The sequence below is a fragment of the Pseudomonas sp. RIT-562 genome (assembly GCF_026241895.1).
GTDB lineage: Bacteria > Pseudomonadota > Gammaproteobacteria > Pseudomonadales > Pseudomonadaceae > Aquipseudomonas > Aquipseudomonas mandelii_F.
In genome coordinates, this window is sequence record NZ_JAPJIV010000006.1 from 117,409 (window position 1) to 134,202 (window position 16,794).

Consider the following 16,794-nt stretch of genomic DNA (forward strand, 5'->3'; position numbering starts at 1 on the left):
AGATGCCGTTACGGACCCTTGAAACCTGGCCCCACGGCGCAATTATGCTGGACGCAGAACACACGCGTTTTGCCTTGTGGGCGCCGGATGCAGTTGGCGTCAGCGTCGAACTGGAAGATGGACCATCCTTACCGCTACTGCCCCAAGCCAATGGTTGGTTCGTGATCGAGACGCGTTGCCCTGCCGGCACGCGTTACCGCTACAACATCGACGGCGAGTTGCAAGTGCCTGACCCAGCGTCCCGGGCTCAGGCCGGTGCCCTGCACTTGCACAGCGTGGTGGTCGATCCCGGCGCCTATCAGTGGCAACACACCGGCTGGCAAGGCCGGCCGTGGCATGAGGCGGTCATCTACGAGCTGCACGTCGGTGCCCTCGGTGGCTTTGCCGGAGTCGAACAGCATCTGGCGCGCCTGGTCGACATGGGTATCACCGCGATCGAACTGATGCCCCTGGCGCAATTTCCCGGCGAGCGTAACTGGGGTTACGACGGGGTATTGCCTTACGCGCCCCAAGCCTCCTACGGCACTCCGGAACAACTAAAGCACCTGATCGACACCGCCCACGGCCTTGGTCTGGGAGTGATCCTCGATGTGGTCTACAACCACTTCGGCCCCGATGGCAATTACCTGCATCGCTATGCCAAGGGTTTCTTCAACGAAGACAAACACACGCCCTGGGGTGCGGCCATCGACTTCCGGCGCCGTGAAGTGCGCGACTTCTTTATCGACAACGCACTCATGTGGCTGATGGAGTACCGCTTCGACGGCTTGCGCTTCGACGCGGTGCACGCAATCGAAAGCCCCGACTTTCTCCACGAGATGGCCGGGCGAATTCGCCAGGCAACTGCGCCGGGTCGGCATGTGTGGCTGATGCTGGAAAATGAACACAACCAGGCCAGCCTGCTTGACGAAGGTTTTGATGCGCAGTGGAACGACGACGGGCACAACGCCCTGCACGTGTTGATCACTGGCGAAACCGACGCCTATTACGCCGACTACGCCGAACAACCAACCCAGCAACTGGCGCGCTGCCTGAGCGAAGGCTTTGTCTTTCAGGGCCACGTCAACCGCCATGGTCAACCTCGCGGTGAACCCAGCGGCCACCTGGAGCCCACTGCGTTCGTACTGTTCCTGCAGAACCACGACCAGATTGGCAATCGAGCCTTCGGCGAACGCCTGCATCAGCTGGCCCACCCGGATGCCCTGCACGCAGCGACTGCGCTGCTGTTGTTGTCACCGATGATTCCGTTGATGTTCATGGGTGACGAATTCGGAGCCGAAGAACCGTTCCTGTTCTTCACCGACCACCACGGCGAACTGGCAGAGCTGGTGCGCGAAGGCCGGCGTAACGAATTCGCGGCGTTCAGCGCATTCGCCGATCCGCAAAAACGCGAGCGGATTCCCGACCCGAACGCGCCGCAGACCTTCGAAGCGTCGATTCCAAACCTGGCACCCACCGAGACCCCGGCCATCCATGCGCTGTACCGGCATCTGCTGAGCCTGCGCCATGACCAGATCGTGCCGCGCCTGCCTGGCGCCCGATCTCTCGGCGCCAAGGTGCTGGCCCAGGGCGCCGTGAGTGCCAGCTGGCGCATGGGTGACGGCACTGAGCTGCGCATTGACCTGAACCTCGGCGACGCGCCCGTGGTCCACACTTCTCAGGCCGGTGCCAAGGTGTTGTTCGAACACCCCGCACACACCGCCAGCCTGTTGGATCAGGGGCATCTGGCCCCGTATAGCGCGCTAGTCAGCCTCAAGGCCGCAGCCCCTTTGCTACCCCCGGATGGAGAGCGCCAATGAGTGATGCGCAACTGGAAATACTCGCCAGCCGCGCCGGCCTGGCAGTCGACTGGATCGACGCCAACGGCCGCCCGCAAAAAGTTGCCCCTGCGGTACTGCGCAGCGTCCTGACCGGTCTCGGCCATCCGGCCAGCACCGCACAGGAAATCGATGCCAGCCTGCTGCAGTTGCAGGAAGTCCAGCAGACCCGCCATCTGCCACCCATGCTCACCGCAGATGTGGGAGTGGCCGTTGACCTGGCACGTTACTTCGAGCCCGAAACCCCGTGTGAAATCCACCTCGAGGACGGCTCGCGTCTGAATCTGAAGCTGGATGCCAAATCGATGCTGCCCGGCCTGGTGCCGGTCGGTTATCAACACGTCAGCATCGATGGCCAGCAGTTCACCCTCGCCGTCGCGCCGGCCCGCTGCTACAGCGTTGGCGATGCGGTGGACAACCCGATTCCCCGCGCCTGGGGTTTGAGCGTGCAGTTGTACTCCCTGCGTCGCCCGGGCGATGGCGGTTTTGGTGACACCCAGGCCCTGGAAGATCTGGCCCGGGTCGCCGGGGAACGGGGTAGCGATGCCCTGGCGATCAGCCCGCTGCACGCCATGTTCAGCAGCGATACCCAGCGTTACAGCCCGTATTCGCCATCCAGCCGGCTGTTTCTCAACAGCCTGTATGCCGCACCAGGCGCAATCCTCGGTGAGCGCGCGGTGCGTGCCGCCATTGACTCCACTGGCCTGGCCGCCGAGTTCAAGCACCTTGAAGAGCAGGCGCTGATCGACTGGCCGGTGGCGGCTGAAGCCAAGCATCGCCTGCTGCAGGCGCTGTATGAGGGGTTTGTCCAGGGCGAGCATCCGCTGCACGCCGACTTCAGCAGCTTCCGCCACGCCGGTGGCGAGGCCCTGGAAAACCACTGTCGCTTCGAAGCCATTCAAGAAGCCCGCGCCGCCAAGGGTGAAGCCCTCGACTGGCGTGAGTGGCCCGAGCAGTGGCGTGACCCGCGCAGCGCTGCGCTGGCCGAATTCGCCGAAGAAAACGCCGGGCGCATCGGCTTTTTTGCTTTCTGCCAATGGTTGATCACCCGATGCCTGGAGCGCGCACAAGCAGCGGCGCGCGGCAGCGGCATGAGCATCGGCCTGATCGCCGACCTCGCGGTCGGCGCAGATGGTGGTGGCAGCCAGGCCTGGAGTCGCCAGGATGAACTCCTCGCGTCCCTGACAGTGGGCGCGCCGCCGGACATTCTCAATCGCACGGGCCAGGGCTGGGGCATTTCTGCGTTCTCGCCGGAAGGCCTGGTGCGCAATGGTTTTCGCGCATTCATTGAAATGCTGCGGGCCAATTTCGCCCATGCCGGCGGGTTGCGCATCGATCACGTGATGGGCCTGCAACGGTTGTGGGTGATCCCTAACGGAGCTTCGCCCGCCGACGGCGCCTATCTTTATTATCCGGTGGACGACCTGCTGCGCCTGCTGACCCTGGAATCCCATCGGCACCAGGCGATTGTCCTCGGTGAAGACCTGGGCACAGTGCCGGAGGGCCTGCAGGAAAAACTCATCGCCCGCTCGATCCTTGGCATGCGCGTGCTGTTGTTCGAACAGGACAACACGCACTTTAAGTCGATCCTCGACTGGCCCGACAATGCCTTGGCAACCACCAGCACCCATGACCTGCCGACGCTCAACGGCTGGTGGCATGGCCGCGATATCGACTGGAATGCGCGCCTGGGCCTGACCGACGCCAGCAGCGAAATCGACTGGCGCCGCCACCGTGAGCGCGAGCGCGAGGGCTTGCGTCGGGTACTGGGTGAGGACCCGCAGAACTTTCGCGAAGAGTCCCACGAAACCGACCAGGTGCTCGACGCGAGCGTGCGTTTCCTTGGCCACACTCGCGCGCCGCTGGTGCTGCTACCGCTGGAAGATGCCCTGGGCATCGAACAGCAGGCCAACCTGCCCGGCACCATCAATACCCATCCCAACTGGAGCCGACGTTTGCCAGGCTACAGCGAAGCATTACTCGATGACCCAGACGCTGCACGGCGCCTGGAATTGCTCGCCTGTGCGCGACTTCAAGCCGGTGAGCGTGACCAATGAACCAGGCATTAATCCAACCGTTACGCGCGACCCTGCGCCTACAGTTCCATAAAGACTTCACCTTGGACCAGGCGGTGCCGTTGGTGCCGTATTTCGCCAGCCTGGGCATCAGCCACATCTACGCCTCGCCCCTGCTCGCCGCGCGGGCCGGGTCGATGCATGGCTACGATGTGGTCGACCCGACCCAGGTCAACCCGGAGCTGGGCGGCGAACCCGCTCTGCGTCGCCTGGTGGCGGCCCTGCGCGAACAGAACATGGGGATGATCCTCGATATCGTCTCCAACCACATGGCGGTCGGCGGCAGTGACAATCCCTGGTGGCTGGACTTGCTCGAATGGGGGCGCCTGAGCCCCCACGGCGAGTTCTTCGACATCCAGTGGCATTCCCCCGACCCCTTGATGGAAGGCCAGTTGCTGCTGCCGTTCCTGGGTAGCGAATATGGCGTGGCGTTGCAGGAAGGTACGTTGGCCCTGCGCTTTGATCGAGAGCGTGGCTCGTTCCATGTCGAACACTACGACCATCACTTTCCGATCTGTCCCAACAGCTACGGCGAACTGCTCAAGAGTGATGACGAACGGCTGAAGTTTCTCGCCGACCGCTTCAGCGCCCTGAGCTACCAGACCGACGCCCACAGCCTGGCCGTTCCCCTGAAGGAGGAGCTGCGGGAACTGGCGCAGGACCCGGCGATCCTGCAGCGCATCGAACAGAACCTGCAAGGCTACGACTCGCTGACCCCGGAAGGCTTCGAGCGCCTGCACCTGCTGCTCGAACGCCAGAGCTATCGCCTCGCCAGTTGGCGCACCGCCGGTGATGACATCAACTGGCGGCGTTTTTTCGACGTCAATGAGCTCGGTGGCTTGCGCGTTGAACGCCCTGCCGTGTTCGAGGCCACCCACGCGAAGATTTTCGAGCTGGTGGCTGAAGGACTGATCGACGGCCTGCGCATCGACCACATCGATGGCCTGGCTGACCCGCGGGGCTATTGCCGCAAACTGCGGCGCCGGGTCGACTCGCTGTCTCCCGAGCGCCATTTGCCGATCTACGTCGAGAAAATCCTCGGTGAGGGCGAAGCGCTGCACCGCGACTGGTCGGTGGACGGCACCACCGGCTACGAATTCATGAATCAGCTGTCGCTGCTGCAACACGACCCCGAGGGCGCCCAACCCCTGGGTGAACTGTGGAGCAAGTACAGCGAACGGCCTGCCGATTTCCGCCAGGAAGCCCAGTTGGCCCGCCAGCAAATCCTCAACGGTTCGTTGGCCGGTGATTTCGAAAGCGTGGCCCAGGCGCTGCTGCAAGTGGCCCGGGATGACCTGATGACCCGCGACCTGACTCTGGGCGCGATCCGCCGCGCGCTGCAGGAGTTGATCGTGCACTTTCCGGTGTACCGGACCTACATCAGCCCGCTTGGACGCTCCAGCGAAGACGACGTGTTTTTCCAGCAAGCCCTGGCAGGCGCGCGGCAGACCCTCGGCGAGGCCGACTGGCCGGTCCTCGACTGCCTGGCCGGATGGCTCGGTGGCAAACCATGGCGTGATCGCCCGCTCGGACGTTCGCGCAAGATCCTCAAGCATGCCTGCGTGCGTTTCCAGCAACTGACTTCACCGGCGGCCGCCAAAGCTGTCGAGGACACTGCGTTCTATCGCTCGGCAGTGCTGCTGTCGCGCAACGACGTGGGCTTCAGCACTGAACAGTTCAGCGCGCCGGTCGCCGATTTCCACCAGGCCTGCCTGCAGCGCTTCGAAGCTTTTCCGGAAAATTTGCTGGCGACTGCGACCCACGACCACAAACGAGGCGAGGACACTCGCGCGCGCCTGGCTATCTTGAGCGAGCGCAGCGCCTGGTACGCCGAACAACTGCCGCAGTGGCAAACCCTCGCCCGCCAACTGCGCGACGACGACCAGATGCCGTCTGCCGGCGATGAGTTGATCCTCTATCAGGCCATCCTTGGCAGCTGGCCGCTGGACCTGCGCCCTGACGATCAGGGCGCCCTCGAAGACTACGCCCGGCGCCTTTGGCAGTGGCAACAGAAAGCCTTGCGTGAAGCCAAACTGCAAAGCAGCTGGAGCGCGCCCAATGACGCCTACGAACGCGCGGTCCAGGTGTTCATCGAGCGCTTGCTGCTGAGCCCTGAAGGTCGGCTATTACGCTCTGCCCTGGCCAAGGCCGCCCAGACACTGGCAGTACCCGGTGCAGTCAACAGCCTGGCGCAAACTTTGCTGCGCATGACCGTGCCTGGCATACCGGATTTGTATCAGGGCAACGATTACTGGGACTTCTCGCTGGTCGATCCGGACAACCGTCGGCCGGTGGATTCCCGGAGCCGGCAGCAAGCCATGCAACAACCTCAGGCGCTGGCAGAGCTGGTGGCGGGTTGGCGCGACGGGCGCATCAAGCAGACGTTGATTCGCCGAGCTCTCAACTTGCGGGCCGAGCATGCCGAGTTGTTCGCCCATGGCAGCTATCAGGCCCTGGAAGTGGTCGGCAGCCAGGCCCACAGAGTGCTCGCGTTCATGCGTGAACAGGCGGGCAGCAAGGCCGTGGTGGTCGTGCCGATTCGTTGCGCCGAACTGCTGAAAAACAGTGCCGAACCCTTGATCGATGCGCTGCAGTGGGGCGACACCCGAGTCATATTACCGTTCGAGGCATCCACGGAAAATCTGAAGGGACTTTTTCCAGGCGCCACAGTCACAAACCACAAGGAGCTGAACATCAGCACCGCGCTGGGCGAATTCCCGGTCAATCTTTTTATTCAATTTTCTACCCAAGCTTGAGTTCAGTTCAGGAGCATAGCGATGAGTACCGACGATAAACGCGTTCGCGAATTTGCCTATCAGATCTGGGAATCGGAAGGAAAACCCGAGGGTCAGGAAGCCCGGCATTGGGAAATGGCGCGCAAACTGGCAGAAGCTGAAGCACTGGCTCCCAGCAAGTCGTCCAAGGCTGCTGGAAGTAAAGGTGCCGCTGCCAAGCCGGCTGCCAAGCCCAACGGCAAGCTTGAAGAAAAACCCGCTGCCAAGCCCAAGGCCGCTACCAAGGCCAAGCCTGCAGCCGCCTCCTCGGTCATTCCGCCAGGTGAGAAAGCGCCCGAGAAAAAACCGCGAGCGAGCAAAAAGCCTGCGGTCTGACGCCTGATTCTTTGATCTGACTGGATTCATGGCGAGCTTGCTCGCCATGTCGGGGTCGTTCGCCCTGAAAAAACATTAGCCACACCGTACTCGACCCCATTTGCAGGAGCACTTATGAGCAGTCCAAAAAACCCCGCGACCGAACCTCACGCCGAGGCCTCGCGAATTCGTGAAGGCCTGCCCTTCCCGCTCGGTGCCACCTGGGACGGCCTGGGCGTCAACTTCGCGCTGTTTTCCGCCAACGCCACCAAGGTTGAATTGTGCATCTTCGATGACTCGGGCGAGGTTGAACTCGAACGCATCGAATTGCCTGAATACACTGACGAGATCTACCACGGCTACCTGCCCGACGCCCACCCGGGGCTGATCTACGGCTATCGGGTATACGGTGCGTACGACCCGGCCAACGGTCACCGCTTCAACCACAACAAACTGCTGATCGACCCCTACGCCAAGCAACTGGTGGGCGAGTTGAAATGGTCCGAGGCCCTGTTCGGCTACACCATCGGCCACCCCGACGCCGACCTCAGCTTCGACGAACGCGACAGCGCGCCCTTCGTACCCAAGTGCAAGGTCATCGACCCGGCACACACCTGGGGCCACGACCAGCGCGTCAGCGTGCCGTGGGACAAGACGATCATCTATGAAACCCACGTGCGCGGCATCAGCATGCGTCACCCTTCGGTGCCGGAAAACGTGCGCGGCACCTTTGCCGGGCTGATGGTCGACGACGTGCTGGAACATATCCGCAAACTGGGCGTGTCCTCGGTCGAACTGCTGCCGATCCACGCCTTCGTCAACGATCAGCACCTGCTGCACAAGGGCATGACCAACTACTGGGGCTACAACAGCATCGCGTTCTTCGCCCCGGACCCGCGTTACCTGGCCAGCGGCAAGATCGCCGAGTTCAAGGAGATGGTCGCGCACCTGCACGAAGCCAATCTCGAAGTGATTCTGGACGTGGTCTACAACCACACCGCCGAGGGCAACGAGCAAGGCCCGACCCTGTCCATGCGCGGCATCGACAACGCGTCTTACTACCGCCTGATGCCCGATGACAAGCGCTACTACATCAACGACTCCGGCACGGGTAACACCCTGGACCTGAGCCATCCGTGCGTATTGCAGATGGTCACCGACTCCTTGCGTTACTGGGCCACGGAAATGCACGTGGACGGTTTCCGCTTCGACCTGGCGACCATCCTCGGGCGCTACCACGACGGTTTTGACGAGCGCCACAGCTTCCTCGTTGCCTGCCGCCAGGACCCGGTCTTGCGCCAGGTCAAAATGATCGCCGAGCCATGGGATTGCGGCCCCGGCGGATACCAGGTCGGGGGCTTCCCGCCGGGCTGGGTCGAGTGGAACGACAAGTTCCGCGACACCGTGCGCGCGTTCTGGAAAGGCGACGACGGCCAACTGGCGGACTTCGCCAGCCGCATGACCGCGTCCGGCGAAATGTTCAACCAGCGCGGCAGACGCCCTTACTCGTCAGTGAACTTCATCACTGCCCACGACGGTTTCACCCTCAATGACCTGGTGTCGTACAACGACAAGCACAACGAGGCCAACGACGAAAACAATCAGGACGGCAGCAACAACAACCTGTCCTGGAACCATGGCGTCGAGGGCCCCACCGACGACCCGGAAATCAACGAGCTGCGCCAGCGGCAGATGCGCAACTTCTTCGCCACCTTGCTCCTGTCCCAGGGCACGCCGATGCTGGTCGCCGGTGATGAATTCGCCCGCACCCAGGACGGCAATAACAACGCCTATTGCCAGGACAGCGAGATTGGCTGGGTCAACTGGGACCTGAGCGAAGATGGCAAGGCGCTGCTCAAGTTTGTCAAGCGCTTGATCAAGCTGCGCCTGGCTTACCCGATCCTGCGTCGCGGGCGCTTCCTGGTCGGCAACTACAACGAGGACCTGGGCGTCAAGGATGTGACCTGGCTGGCCCCGGACGGCAGCGAGATGTCCATCGAGCAATGGGAAGATGCCCACGGTCGCTGCCTCGGCATGCTGATGGACGGGCGCGCCCAGGAAACCGGGATTCGCCGCAAGGGTGCAGACGCGACCCTGCTGCTGGTGGTCAATGCGCACCACGACATCGTTAACTTCACCTTGCCGGAAGTACCGGAAGGCGTGTTCTGGACATGCATGGTCGACACCAACCAACCGTCGATCCGCGGCCAGGAACGCTTCGAGTTCGGCCACGAGTATTCGGTGACCGGTCGCTCCCTGTTGCTGTTCGAACTGCAACGTGAGGAAGACGAGTGAGATGGAGCTCAAGACGTATCTTGATCGCCAGTCGACGGATTACGACAGCACCCAGGCACTAGGACAGTGCCTGCGGCAACTGGTGGAGGCAGGTCTGGATCGACTGCCGCTGCCGGGCCAGGGCCACACGCTGGAGCGTTTCCAGCGCTTGGCCGAGGTCGGTGGGCAGGATCTGCGGTTGTGCAAATTGTATGAGGGGCACACGGACGCGCTGGCCATTTTCCAGCAACTCGGTGCATCCGCCCCGCCACCAGGCAGTACCTGGGGAATGTGGGCAGCCGAACCACCGAATGCACGGGTTCGGGTGACTTCCTCGGGACAGGCTGTGGTGCTGCATGGACGCAAGGCCTGGTGCTCGGGCGCAGGCGTATTGAGTCATGGATTGCTCACCGCTTGGGATGAGCAGGACCGCCAGCAACTGGTGGCAGTGGCCCTTGATCAACCCGGTGTTACGGTGACTGATCAGGGTTGGCAAGCGGTGGGGATGGGCGCAACCGGCAGTGTCGAAATTTTGTTCGACAACGCCCGGGGTCTTGCCATTGGTAACCCCGGCGACTACCTGCAACGACCTGGATTCTGGCAAGGCGGGATCGGCATTGCCGCCTGCTGGTACGGCGCCGCCTGCAGCATTGCCGAGCGCTTGCGCGAACACTGTGCACATCGCGAAGAACCCCACGCACTTGCCCATCTGGGCGCCGTCGACAGTGCCCTGCAAGGCGCTGCCGCCGTCTTGCGCGCCAGCGCACAGGCGATCGATGCGGCGCCGCTGGATAGCGCTGAACTGCTGGCCCGACGCGCTCGCGCCGTGGTTGAAAACGCCGCCGAGCAAGTCATTCATCATGTTGGTCGCGCCTTGGGCGCCGGCCCTTATTGCAAGGATCGACAGTTCGCGCAACTGAGCGCCGACCTGCCGGTTTTTCTGCGCCAGAGTCACGCCGAGCGCGATCTCGCGGACTTGGGGCAACTTATTAGTGAAGGGACATGGACGTTATGAAAACCAATCCGATTGTCGGCCAGGGCACGTCGCTGTATCAGTGGCAAGCCTCCAGCCAACTGGCGCAGATGCCAGCGATCGACATTCTGCAACTGGTGCCGGAAGGCTCGCGCGCGGTGATCATCGCGCCGCACCCGGACGATGAGATTCTCGGCTGCGGCGGTTTCCTGCAGATCCTGGCGCAAGCGGGCCGGGACCTGCAGCTAATCTCGGTGACCGATGGCAGCGCCAGTCATCCGGGTTCGCAGCGCTGGCCCGTGGAGCGGTTGAGCACGGTGCGGCCCCAGGAATCGGTGGAAGCGCTGCGTCGCCTCGGCTTGCCTTTGCATAGTCTGAGATGGCTGCGCGGTGGTTTTGCCGACAGCCAGGTGGCTGCCCGGGAAGCCGAACTGAGTGATTTTATCGAACGTCACCTGCGCGCCAGTGATGTGGTGTTCACCACCTGGCGCGAAGACGGGCACTGCGATCACGAGGCCGTGGGGCGTGCCAGTGCCGAAGCGGCGCAACGGGTCGGGGCGACGTTGCACGAGCTGCCGGTGTGGACCTGGCATTGGGCAACGCCCGAGGACCACAGTGTGCCCTGGCACCGGGCGCGCAAGATCCTGTTGGCGCCGTCGTTGATCGCCCGTAAGCGCCACGCGATCCACGCTTTTGCCAGTCAGCTCGAAGGTGACCCGCAGATCGGGTTGCCGCCGGTGCTGGCGCCTTTCGTGCTGGAGCGTCTTCTGCAACCCTTTGAAGTGGTGTTCGTATGAGTGTCGAGGATCGCTATTTCGACGGTTTGTTTGCCAGCAGTGACGACCCCTGGGCCTTCCGTCAGCGCTGGTACGAGCAACGCAAACGGGCCATTACCCTGGCGGCCCTGCCCCGACCGCGTTATCGCGCCATTTTCGAACCGGGCTGCGCCAATGGCGAACTCAGTGCCGACCTCGCCACCCGCTGTGATCGCCTGCTGTGTTGCGACACCGCCAGTGCCGCAGTCGCGCTGGCACGCACGCGTTTAAGCCCGTTTAATCACGCTGAAGTGCGCCAGGCACGGTTGCCTGAGCAGTGGCCAAGTGAGCAGTTCGACCTGATCGTGATCAGCGAGATTGGCTACTACCTTGATGCCGAAGACCTCAAGCGTGTGATCGAGCACGCCTCGCGGTCCCTCACAGCCGACGGCCAGCTGCTGGCATGCCACTGGCGCCCGCCTATCGACGGCTGCCCGCTGAACGCCCGCCAAGTGCATGACCTTCTGCACGACCACCTGGGTCTACCGCGGCTGGTGTTGCATCAGGAAGCCGACTTTCTGCTCGAACTCTGGAGCCGCGAACCACGCTCAGTCGCTGCCTTGGAAGGCCTGCGATAAAAAAAACGTACCAGATAGAACATCTACGCGACGAATCACAATACTTGAGCAATACTCCTTGCGCGGCAATCCATGGTCTGGAGCGTGCGCACCTAGGCTCATACCCGCAAGCTTATTTGTTGGAACAAGGACGTAGCCCGATGAAATCCAATTCCCTTAGCGAAAGCAGCCTGCCGGCGCAGATCTGGAACAGTGCGGCGCAACTGGACAACATCCCCGTCATCAACACCGAGACCCTGGTTCCTCCAGGCGCGCGCGCGGTAGTGATTTCGCCCCATCCTGGCGATGAAGTCATGATGTGTGGCGGCTTGCTGCAACTGCTCAGTGCCCTGGGTCACCCGCTGCAATTAATTTCGATGACCGACGGCAGCGCCAGCTATCCGGGCTCGCAACAATGGTCCGAGAAGCGCCTCAGCGTGTTCCGCTCCCAGGAAAGCGTCGAGGCCCTGCGCCGCCTGGGCATGCCGATGCACAGTCTGAAATGGATTCGTGGCGGCTTTACCGACAACGCCCTGACAGAACATGAAGCCCAGTTGAGCGAGTTCATCGCCCGCTATCTGCGCCCTGGCGACGTGGTGTTCAGCACCTGGAGCGAAGACCGTCACCTGGATCACGATGCCGTTGGCCGAGCGGCGGCCAAGGCGGCGAAGATGGTCGGCGCAGCCTTTAATGAAGTACCGATCCGCGCCTGGCACCGGCCGATTCGTGACCGCGAACAAATCCCCTGGCACCGTGCACGCAAAGTTCGACTCGACACCTGGACCGTCGCGCGTAAAAGCCATGCGACCCATGCCTACGCCAGCCAGCTCGACGGCGAACCCGCCCTGGGCCTCGCGCCGCTTCTGCCTAGGGTTCTGTTGGAGAGGATGCGCCTACCCTATGAAATCGTGTTCGTCTGACTCCGCATAACGCCTCAGATGGTTATATTTTCGGCGTAAAGACCACGGGGCCGCTTCGCGCCCCAACGCAGGCTTCGCCAGCTGCTACAAAAAACCGCGCCGACCTTGTAGCAGCTGCCGAAGGCTGCGTTCGCCTGCGTAGCAGCCGCTATTCCAGGCGATTGGATTTCTGTCTTGAGAATCCTGGGGCCGCTTCGCGACCCAACGCAGGCTTCGCCAGCTGCTACAACAAACCGCGCCGACCTTGTAGCAGCTGCCGAAGGCTGCGTTCGCCTGCGTAGCAGGCGCTATTCCAGACGATTGGATTTCTGTCTTGAGAATCCGGGGGCCGCTTCGCGACCCAACGCAGGCTTCGCCAGCTGCTACAAAAAACCGCGCCGACCTTGTAGCAGCTGCCGAAGGCTGCGTTCGCCTGCGCAAATGCGGCGTGCGTGATCCTTGGAACTGCGCACGCGCATATCAGTCGCATACATAAGGAACCGCCTACCAGGAGCAAACGTGACCAGTGATCCAACGCGGCAGGCACTTGAAGACGTGCCGCTGAATACACCACCGGCCATCCATCGCCTCAGAGTCCTGACGGTCAATACCCACAAGGGTTTTACCGCGCTCAACCGGCGTTTCATTCTTCCCGAATTGCGCGAGGCGGTGCGCAGCACCTCGGCGGACCTGGTGTTTCTCCAGGAGGTCGTCGGTGAACACGAGCGCCATTCCTCGCGCCTGAACAACTGGCCGCAAGTCTCGCAGTACGAATTCCTGGCCGACAGCATGTGGAGCGATTTCGCCTACGGACGCAACGCCGTCTACCCTGATGGCCACCACGGCAACGCCCTGCTATCCAAATACCCGATCCGCGAATATCGCAACCTCGACGTGTCGATCACCGGTCCCGAGCGCCGTGGCTTATTGCATTGCGTGCTAGATGTACCGGGGCATGCCGAAGTCCATGCAATCTGCGTGCACCTGAGCCTGCTGGAAAGTCATCGCCAGCTACAGCTCCAACTGCTGTGCCAACTGCTCGAGTCCCTGCCCGACGATGCTCCAGTCATCATCGCCGGAGATTTCAACGACTGGCAACTGCAAGGCAATGCCGCCCTCGCCCGGCGCGATTATCTGCATGAAGCCTTCGAACGCCATCACGGCCGCCCGGCGAAAACCTATCCGGCGCGGTTTCCCCTATTGCGCCTGGACCGCATTTACCTGCGCAATGCCAGCAGCCATGACCCGCGGATACTGGGGCACAAGCCCTGGACGCACCTCTCGGACCACTTGCCATTGGCAGTGGAAGTGCACCTGTAAGCGCTAAACAAATCGAATACACCTGTCAATTGTGACAGTGGTTTGCGCGTAATTCTCTTGATACTGTGGTGTTTAAAGCGCTGGACGCCTTTAAACACCTGGAGAAATGCATGGAAATTGCGACAGGTTTGCCTAAGTACCGTATGAGTGAATACCGATTTAGTGCCGTCGCCGTTTCCATTTGTCTAAGCCTGGGTTGGCCGCAATTCGCCCAGGCAAGTTGCACACTTACGCCCACCGCCGGTAATGACAACCATGTCTGCGATAGCGGCATGGGCGGCCCCCTGACCGACCTTCTCGGCAACAACAGCCTGACGTTTCCCACCGGCGGCACTGGCCAAATCAATGGCACCGTCACCTTTGGCGCCGGTGCCGATGCACTGCTGATGGATTCCGGCACCCTTGCCGGCACCCTCAACCTGGGTGACGGTACCGACTCGGTGCGGATCAGCAACGGTGTGATCACCGGAGCGGTCAACCAAGGCAACCAGATCGATGACTTCGTGATGACGGGCGGGACCATCCAGTCCCTGGCCCAAGGCGACAGCCGCGATACCTTCCTGATGACCGGCGGCACCGTAGTCGGAGCCTTCGAAGACGGCGACGTTGCGAAAATGACCGGCGGCACCATCGGTCGGGTCGACATGAAACTCGACAACAACCTGTTCGACATGTCGGCTGGCCAGATCCTCGGCAATCTGGTGACAGGTTTCGGCACCGACACCATCATCGTTTCTGGCGGCAGAATCGGCGGCAACATCAGCGTCAGCGGCGGCAACGACAGCATTACCGTCACCGGCGGCGAAATCGTCGGCGAAATCCGCGCCAGTGTCGGCGATGACATTTTCAACTGGAGCGGCGGGATCATCCGCTCCCCGGTCCTGATGGGCGAAGGCAATGACATTGCAAGCCTCACCAATCTGAGCGAAAGCACCCTGGCACTGACGCCGGGCCTCGACGGCGGCCTTGGCACCGATACCTTGAACTTCAAGCAAACCACCACTGCCGGTGCGTCGCGCTACACCAACTGGGAAACGGTCAACCTGACCACGAACTCAAGCCTGGACCTGCAAAGCAGCTCGCTGGTGTTGGGCGACAGTGCCAGCGCAACCGGCGTCATCAACGTCGATGCCACCAGCACCCTCACCTCGACCCAAGGCAGCATTGTGCCTTTCACTGCAGGCCAACTGGCAACCTTGAACAATGCCGGCACCATCGACCTCACCAGCGGCAACTCGCGCACCAACGACACGCTGACGGTACAAGGCAACTATGCTGGCAACGGTGGCAAGCTGCTGCTGCAAAGCGTGCTCGGCGAAGACAACTCGGCCAGCGATAAACTGGTGGTCAACAACGGCACCCTCACCGGCAGCACCGTCATTACCGTGCAAAACCTGGGCGGTGCAGGCGGGCTCACTCAGCAGAACGGCATCCAGCTTGTCGAAGCGCAAGGCTCGGCAGTCAGCAACATCAGCGCGTTTGCGCTCAATGGCGGGCTGATTTCCGCCGGTGCCTTTGATTACCGCCTGTTCAAAGGTGGCGTCACTGCAGGCACGGAAAACAGCTGGTACCTGCGCTCGGCAGTGGTTGCGCCGGCGGTCACCACCATTCCAAATCCTGACCCGCAGCTGCCCCCCATTACGGTGCCGGTCGTTCCCGTACCAGTTGCCGCACTCGCCCCGCCCGCGCCAGCGCCAGCGCCTGAACCAGGCAGCCCCGGGTTGCCAGCGCCGGCGCCAGCGCCCCTGCCACCGCTACCCGAAGCCGTACCCGGTGCGGCACCGATCGCGCTGTATCGCCCGGAAGTCCCCAACTGGTCGGTATTGCCGCCTGCCGCAGCGCAGTTAAGCCTGATGGCGCTCGGTACTTTCCATGATCGCCAGGGCGACCAGCGCCTGCTCACGGAAACGGGGGCGTTCGGCGCGGGCTGGGGCCGGGCCTACGGCAAGGACCTCGAGCAAACCTGGGCCGGTACGGTAACGCCGAAGTTCGACGGTTCGATCAAGGGCTATCAGGTCGGAAATGACATCTTCAGTTCGTTAACCTCCGGCGGGCAGACCCAGCGCACCGGTTTTTTCGTCGGCCACAGCAGCATGAAAGGCAACGTCGACGGCTTCAACCAGGGCTTTGAAGACAAACGCGCCGGTAAGATCGAGCTGCGCGGCGACCACGTCGGCCTGTACTGGACCTTGGTGGACCCTACCGGCTGGTACTTCGATAACGTGATCATGGCGACTCGCTTTGATGGCGATAATCGCTCGGAACGCGGCCTGAAGCTCGACACCCGTGGTCACGGGCTGACGCTGTCCAGCGAAGCCGGTTATCCATTCGCCGTCACTGAAAAATGGGTGGTTGAGCCCCAGGTGCAAATCATCCATCAGAAAATCTCCCTGGACAGCCAGGACGACGGCATCTCCCGCGTTGACTTCGACTCCGACGGTGCATGGACCGGGCGCCTGGGTGCCAGGCTCAAAGGCAGCTACCAGGTCAGCGGCCGCCCGCTCGAACCTTACCTGCGGGTTAACCTGTGGCGCACGCTGTCCGGCTCTGACACGGTGACCTTCGACAACGTCGACCAGGTCACCACTGAACAAAAAGCCTCATCGGCTGATGTTGGCCTGGGCGTGAACCTGAGCCTGGCCAAAGACGTCAGCGTTTACGCTGGCGCTGACTACAGCACCAATATTGACAGCCAACAGCTACAGGGAGTGTCTGGCAATTTGGGCGTGAGGATTAGCTGGTAATCATCATGTATAGGCTCTGGCGCGCGGTTTTTTGACGATGTTTCGTACAAACAATCACTTGCAAGCGCGCCGGAAATCAGTCACTTAATAGCATCAAATTAAGCCTACCATTTATCGGCCATTTTCTTGACGCAATGTCAAGCATCTTCTTAGCTACACCGTACTACCCCCGGAAACACTACCAGGAACAAGCCTTCACACCGCTCATATCAGGGCAGGTGCAGGTTTGGC

11 protein-coding genes are annotated in these 16,794 nt (G+C 62.0%); all 11 read left to right on the top strand.

What is annotated here, in order from left to right; genetic code table 11:
* Positions 1-2: 2 nt before the first annotated feature.
* Positions 3-1,799: a malto-oligosyltrehalose trehalohydrolase gene (treZ, locus tag ORL50_RS10320; RefSeq protein ID WP_266013617.1), complete on the top strand. Its 1,797-nt coding sequence runs from the start codon at positions 3-5 to the stop codon at positions 1,797-1,799.
* Positions 1,796-3,874: a 4-alpha-glucanotransferase gene (malQ, locus tag ORL50_RS10325; RefSeq protein WP_266013620.1), complete on the top strand. Its 2,079-nt coding sequence runs from the start codon at positions 1,796-1,798 to the stop codon at positions 3,872-3,874. Before treZ ends, malQ begins: the two co-directional genes overlap by 4 nt.
* Positions 3,871-6,648 (top strand): malto-oligosyltrehalose synthase, encoded by a 2,778-nt coding sequence (locus ORL50_RS10330; RefSeq protein ID WP_266013622.1) that lies wholly within the window; start codon positions 3,871-3,873, stop codon positions 6,646-6,648. The genes malQ and ORL50_RS10330 overlap by 4 nt, the downstream gene beginning before the upstream one ends.
* Positions 6,649-6,669: 21 nt before the next feature.
* Positions 6,670-7,002 (top strand): DUF2934 domain-containing protein, encoded by a 333-nt coding sequence (locus ORL50_RS10335; protein ID WP_266013625.1) that lies wholly within the window; start codon positions 6,670-6,672, stop codon positions 7,000-7,002.
* 114 nt (positions 7,003-7,116) lie between these two features.
* Positions 7,117-9,276, top strand: coding sequence for a glycogen debranching protein GlgX (gene glgX / locus ORL50_RS10340; RefSeq protein WP_266013628.1), 2,160 nt, complete (start codon positions 7,117-7,119; stop codon positions 9,274-9,276).
* A 1-nt stretch (position 9,277) separates the two neighbouring features.
* A complete protein-coding gene (locus tag ORL50_RS10345; RefSeq protein ID WP_266013631.1) occupies positions 9,278-10,270 on the top strand; it encodes an acyl-CoA dehydrogenase family protein in 993 nt (330 codons plus the stop codon).
* Complete coding sequence (locus tag ORL50_RS10350) at positions 10,267-11,025, top strand: PIG-L deacetylase family protein (protein WP_266013634.1); 759 nt, start codon at positions 10,267-10,269, stop codon at positions 11,023-11,025. The genes ORL50_RS10345 and ORL50_RS10350 overlap by 4 nt, the downstream gene beginning before the upstream one ends.
* Complete coding sequence (locus tag ORL50_RS10355) at positions 11,022-11,621, top strand: SAM-dependent methyltransferase (protein ID WP_266013636.1); 600 nt, start codon at positions 11,022-11,024, stop codon at positions 11,619-11,621. The genes ORL50_RS10350 and ORL50_RS10355 overlap by 4 nt, the downstream gene beginning before the upstream one ends.
* A 140-nt stretch (positions 11,622-11,761) precedes the next feature.
* Positions 11,762-12,520 (top strand): PIG-L deacetylase family protein, encoded by a 759-nt coding sequence (locus ORL50_RS10360; protein WP_266013638.1) that lies wholly within the window; start codon positions 11,762-11,764, stop codon positions 12,518-12,520.
* Positions 12,521-13,018: 498 nt separating this feature from the next.
* Positions 13,019-13,819 (top strand): endonuclease/exonuclease/phosphatase family protein, encoded by an 801-nt coding sequence (locus tag ORL50_RS10365; protein ID WP_266013640.1) that lies wholly within the window; start codon positions 13,019-13,021, stop codon positions 13,817-13,819.
* Positions 13,820-13,929: 110 nt separating this feature from the next.
* Positions 13,930-16,563 carry an autotransporter family protein gene (locus tag ORL50_RS10370; protein WP_266013642.1) on the top strand — a complete coding sequence of 878 codons (2,634 nt, stop codon included), beginning with the start codon at positions 13,930-13,932 and terminating at the stop codon, positions 16,561-16,563.
* Positions 16,564-16,794 lie beyond the last annotated feature (231 nt).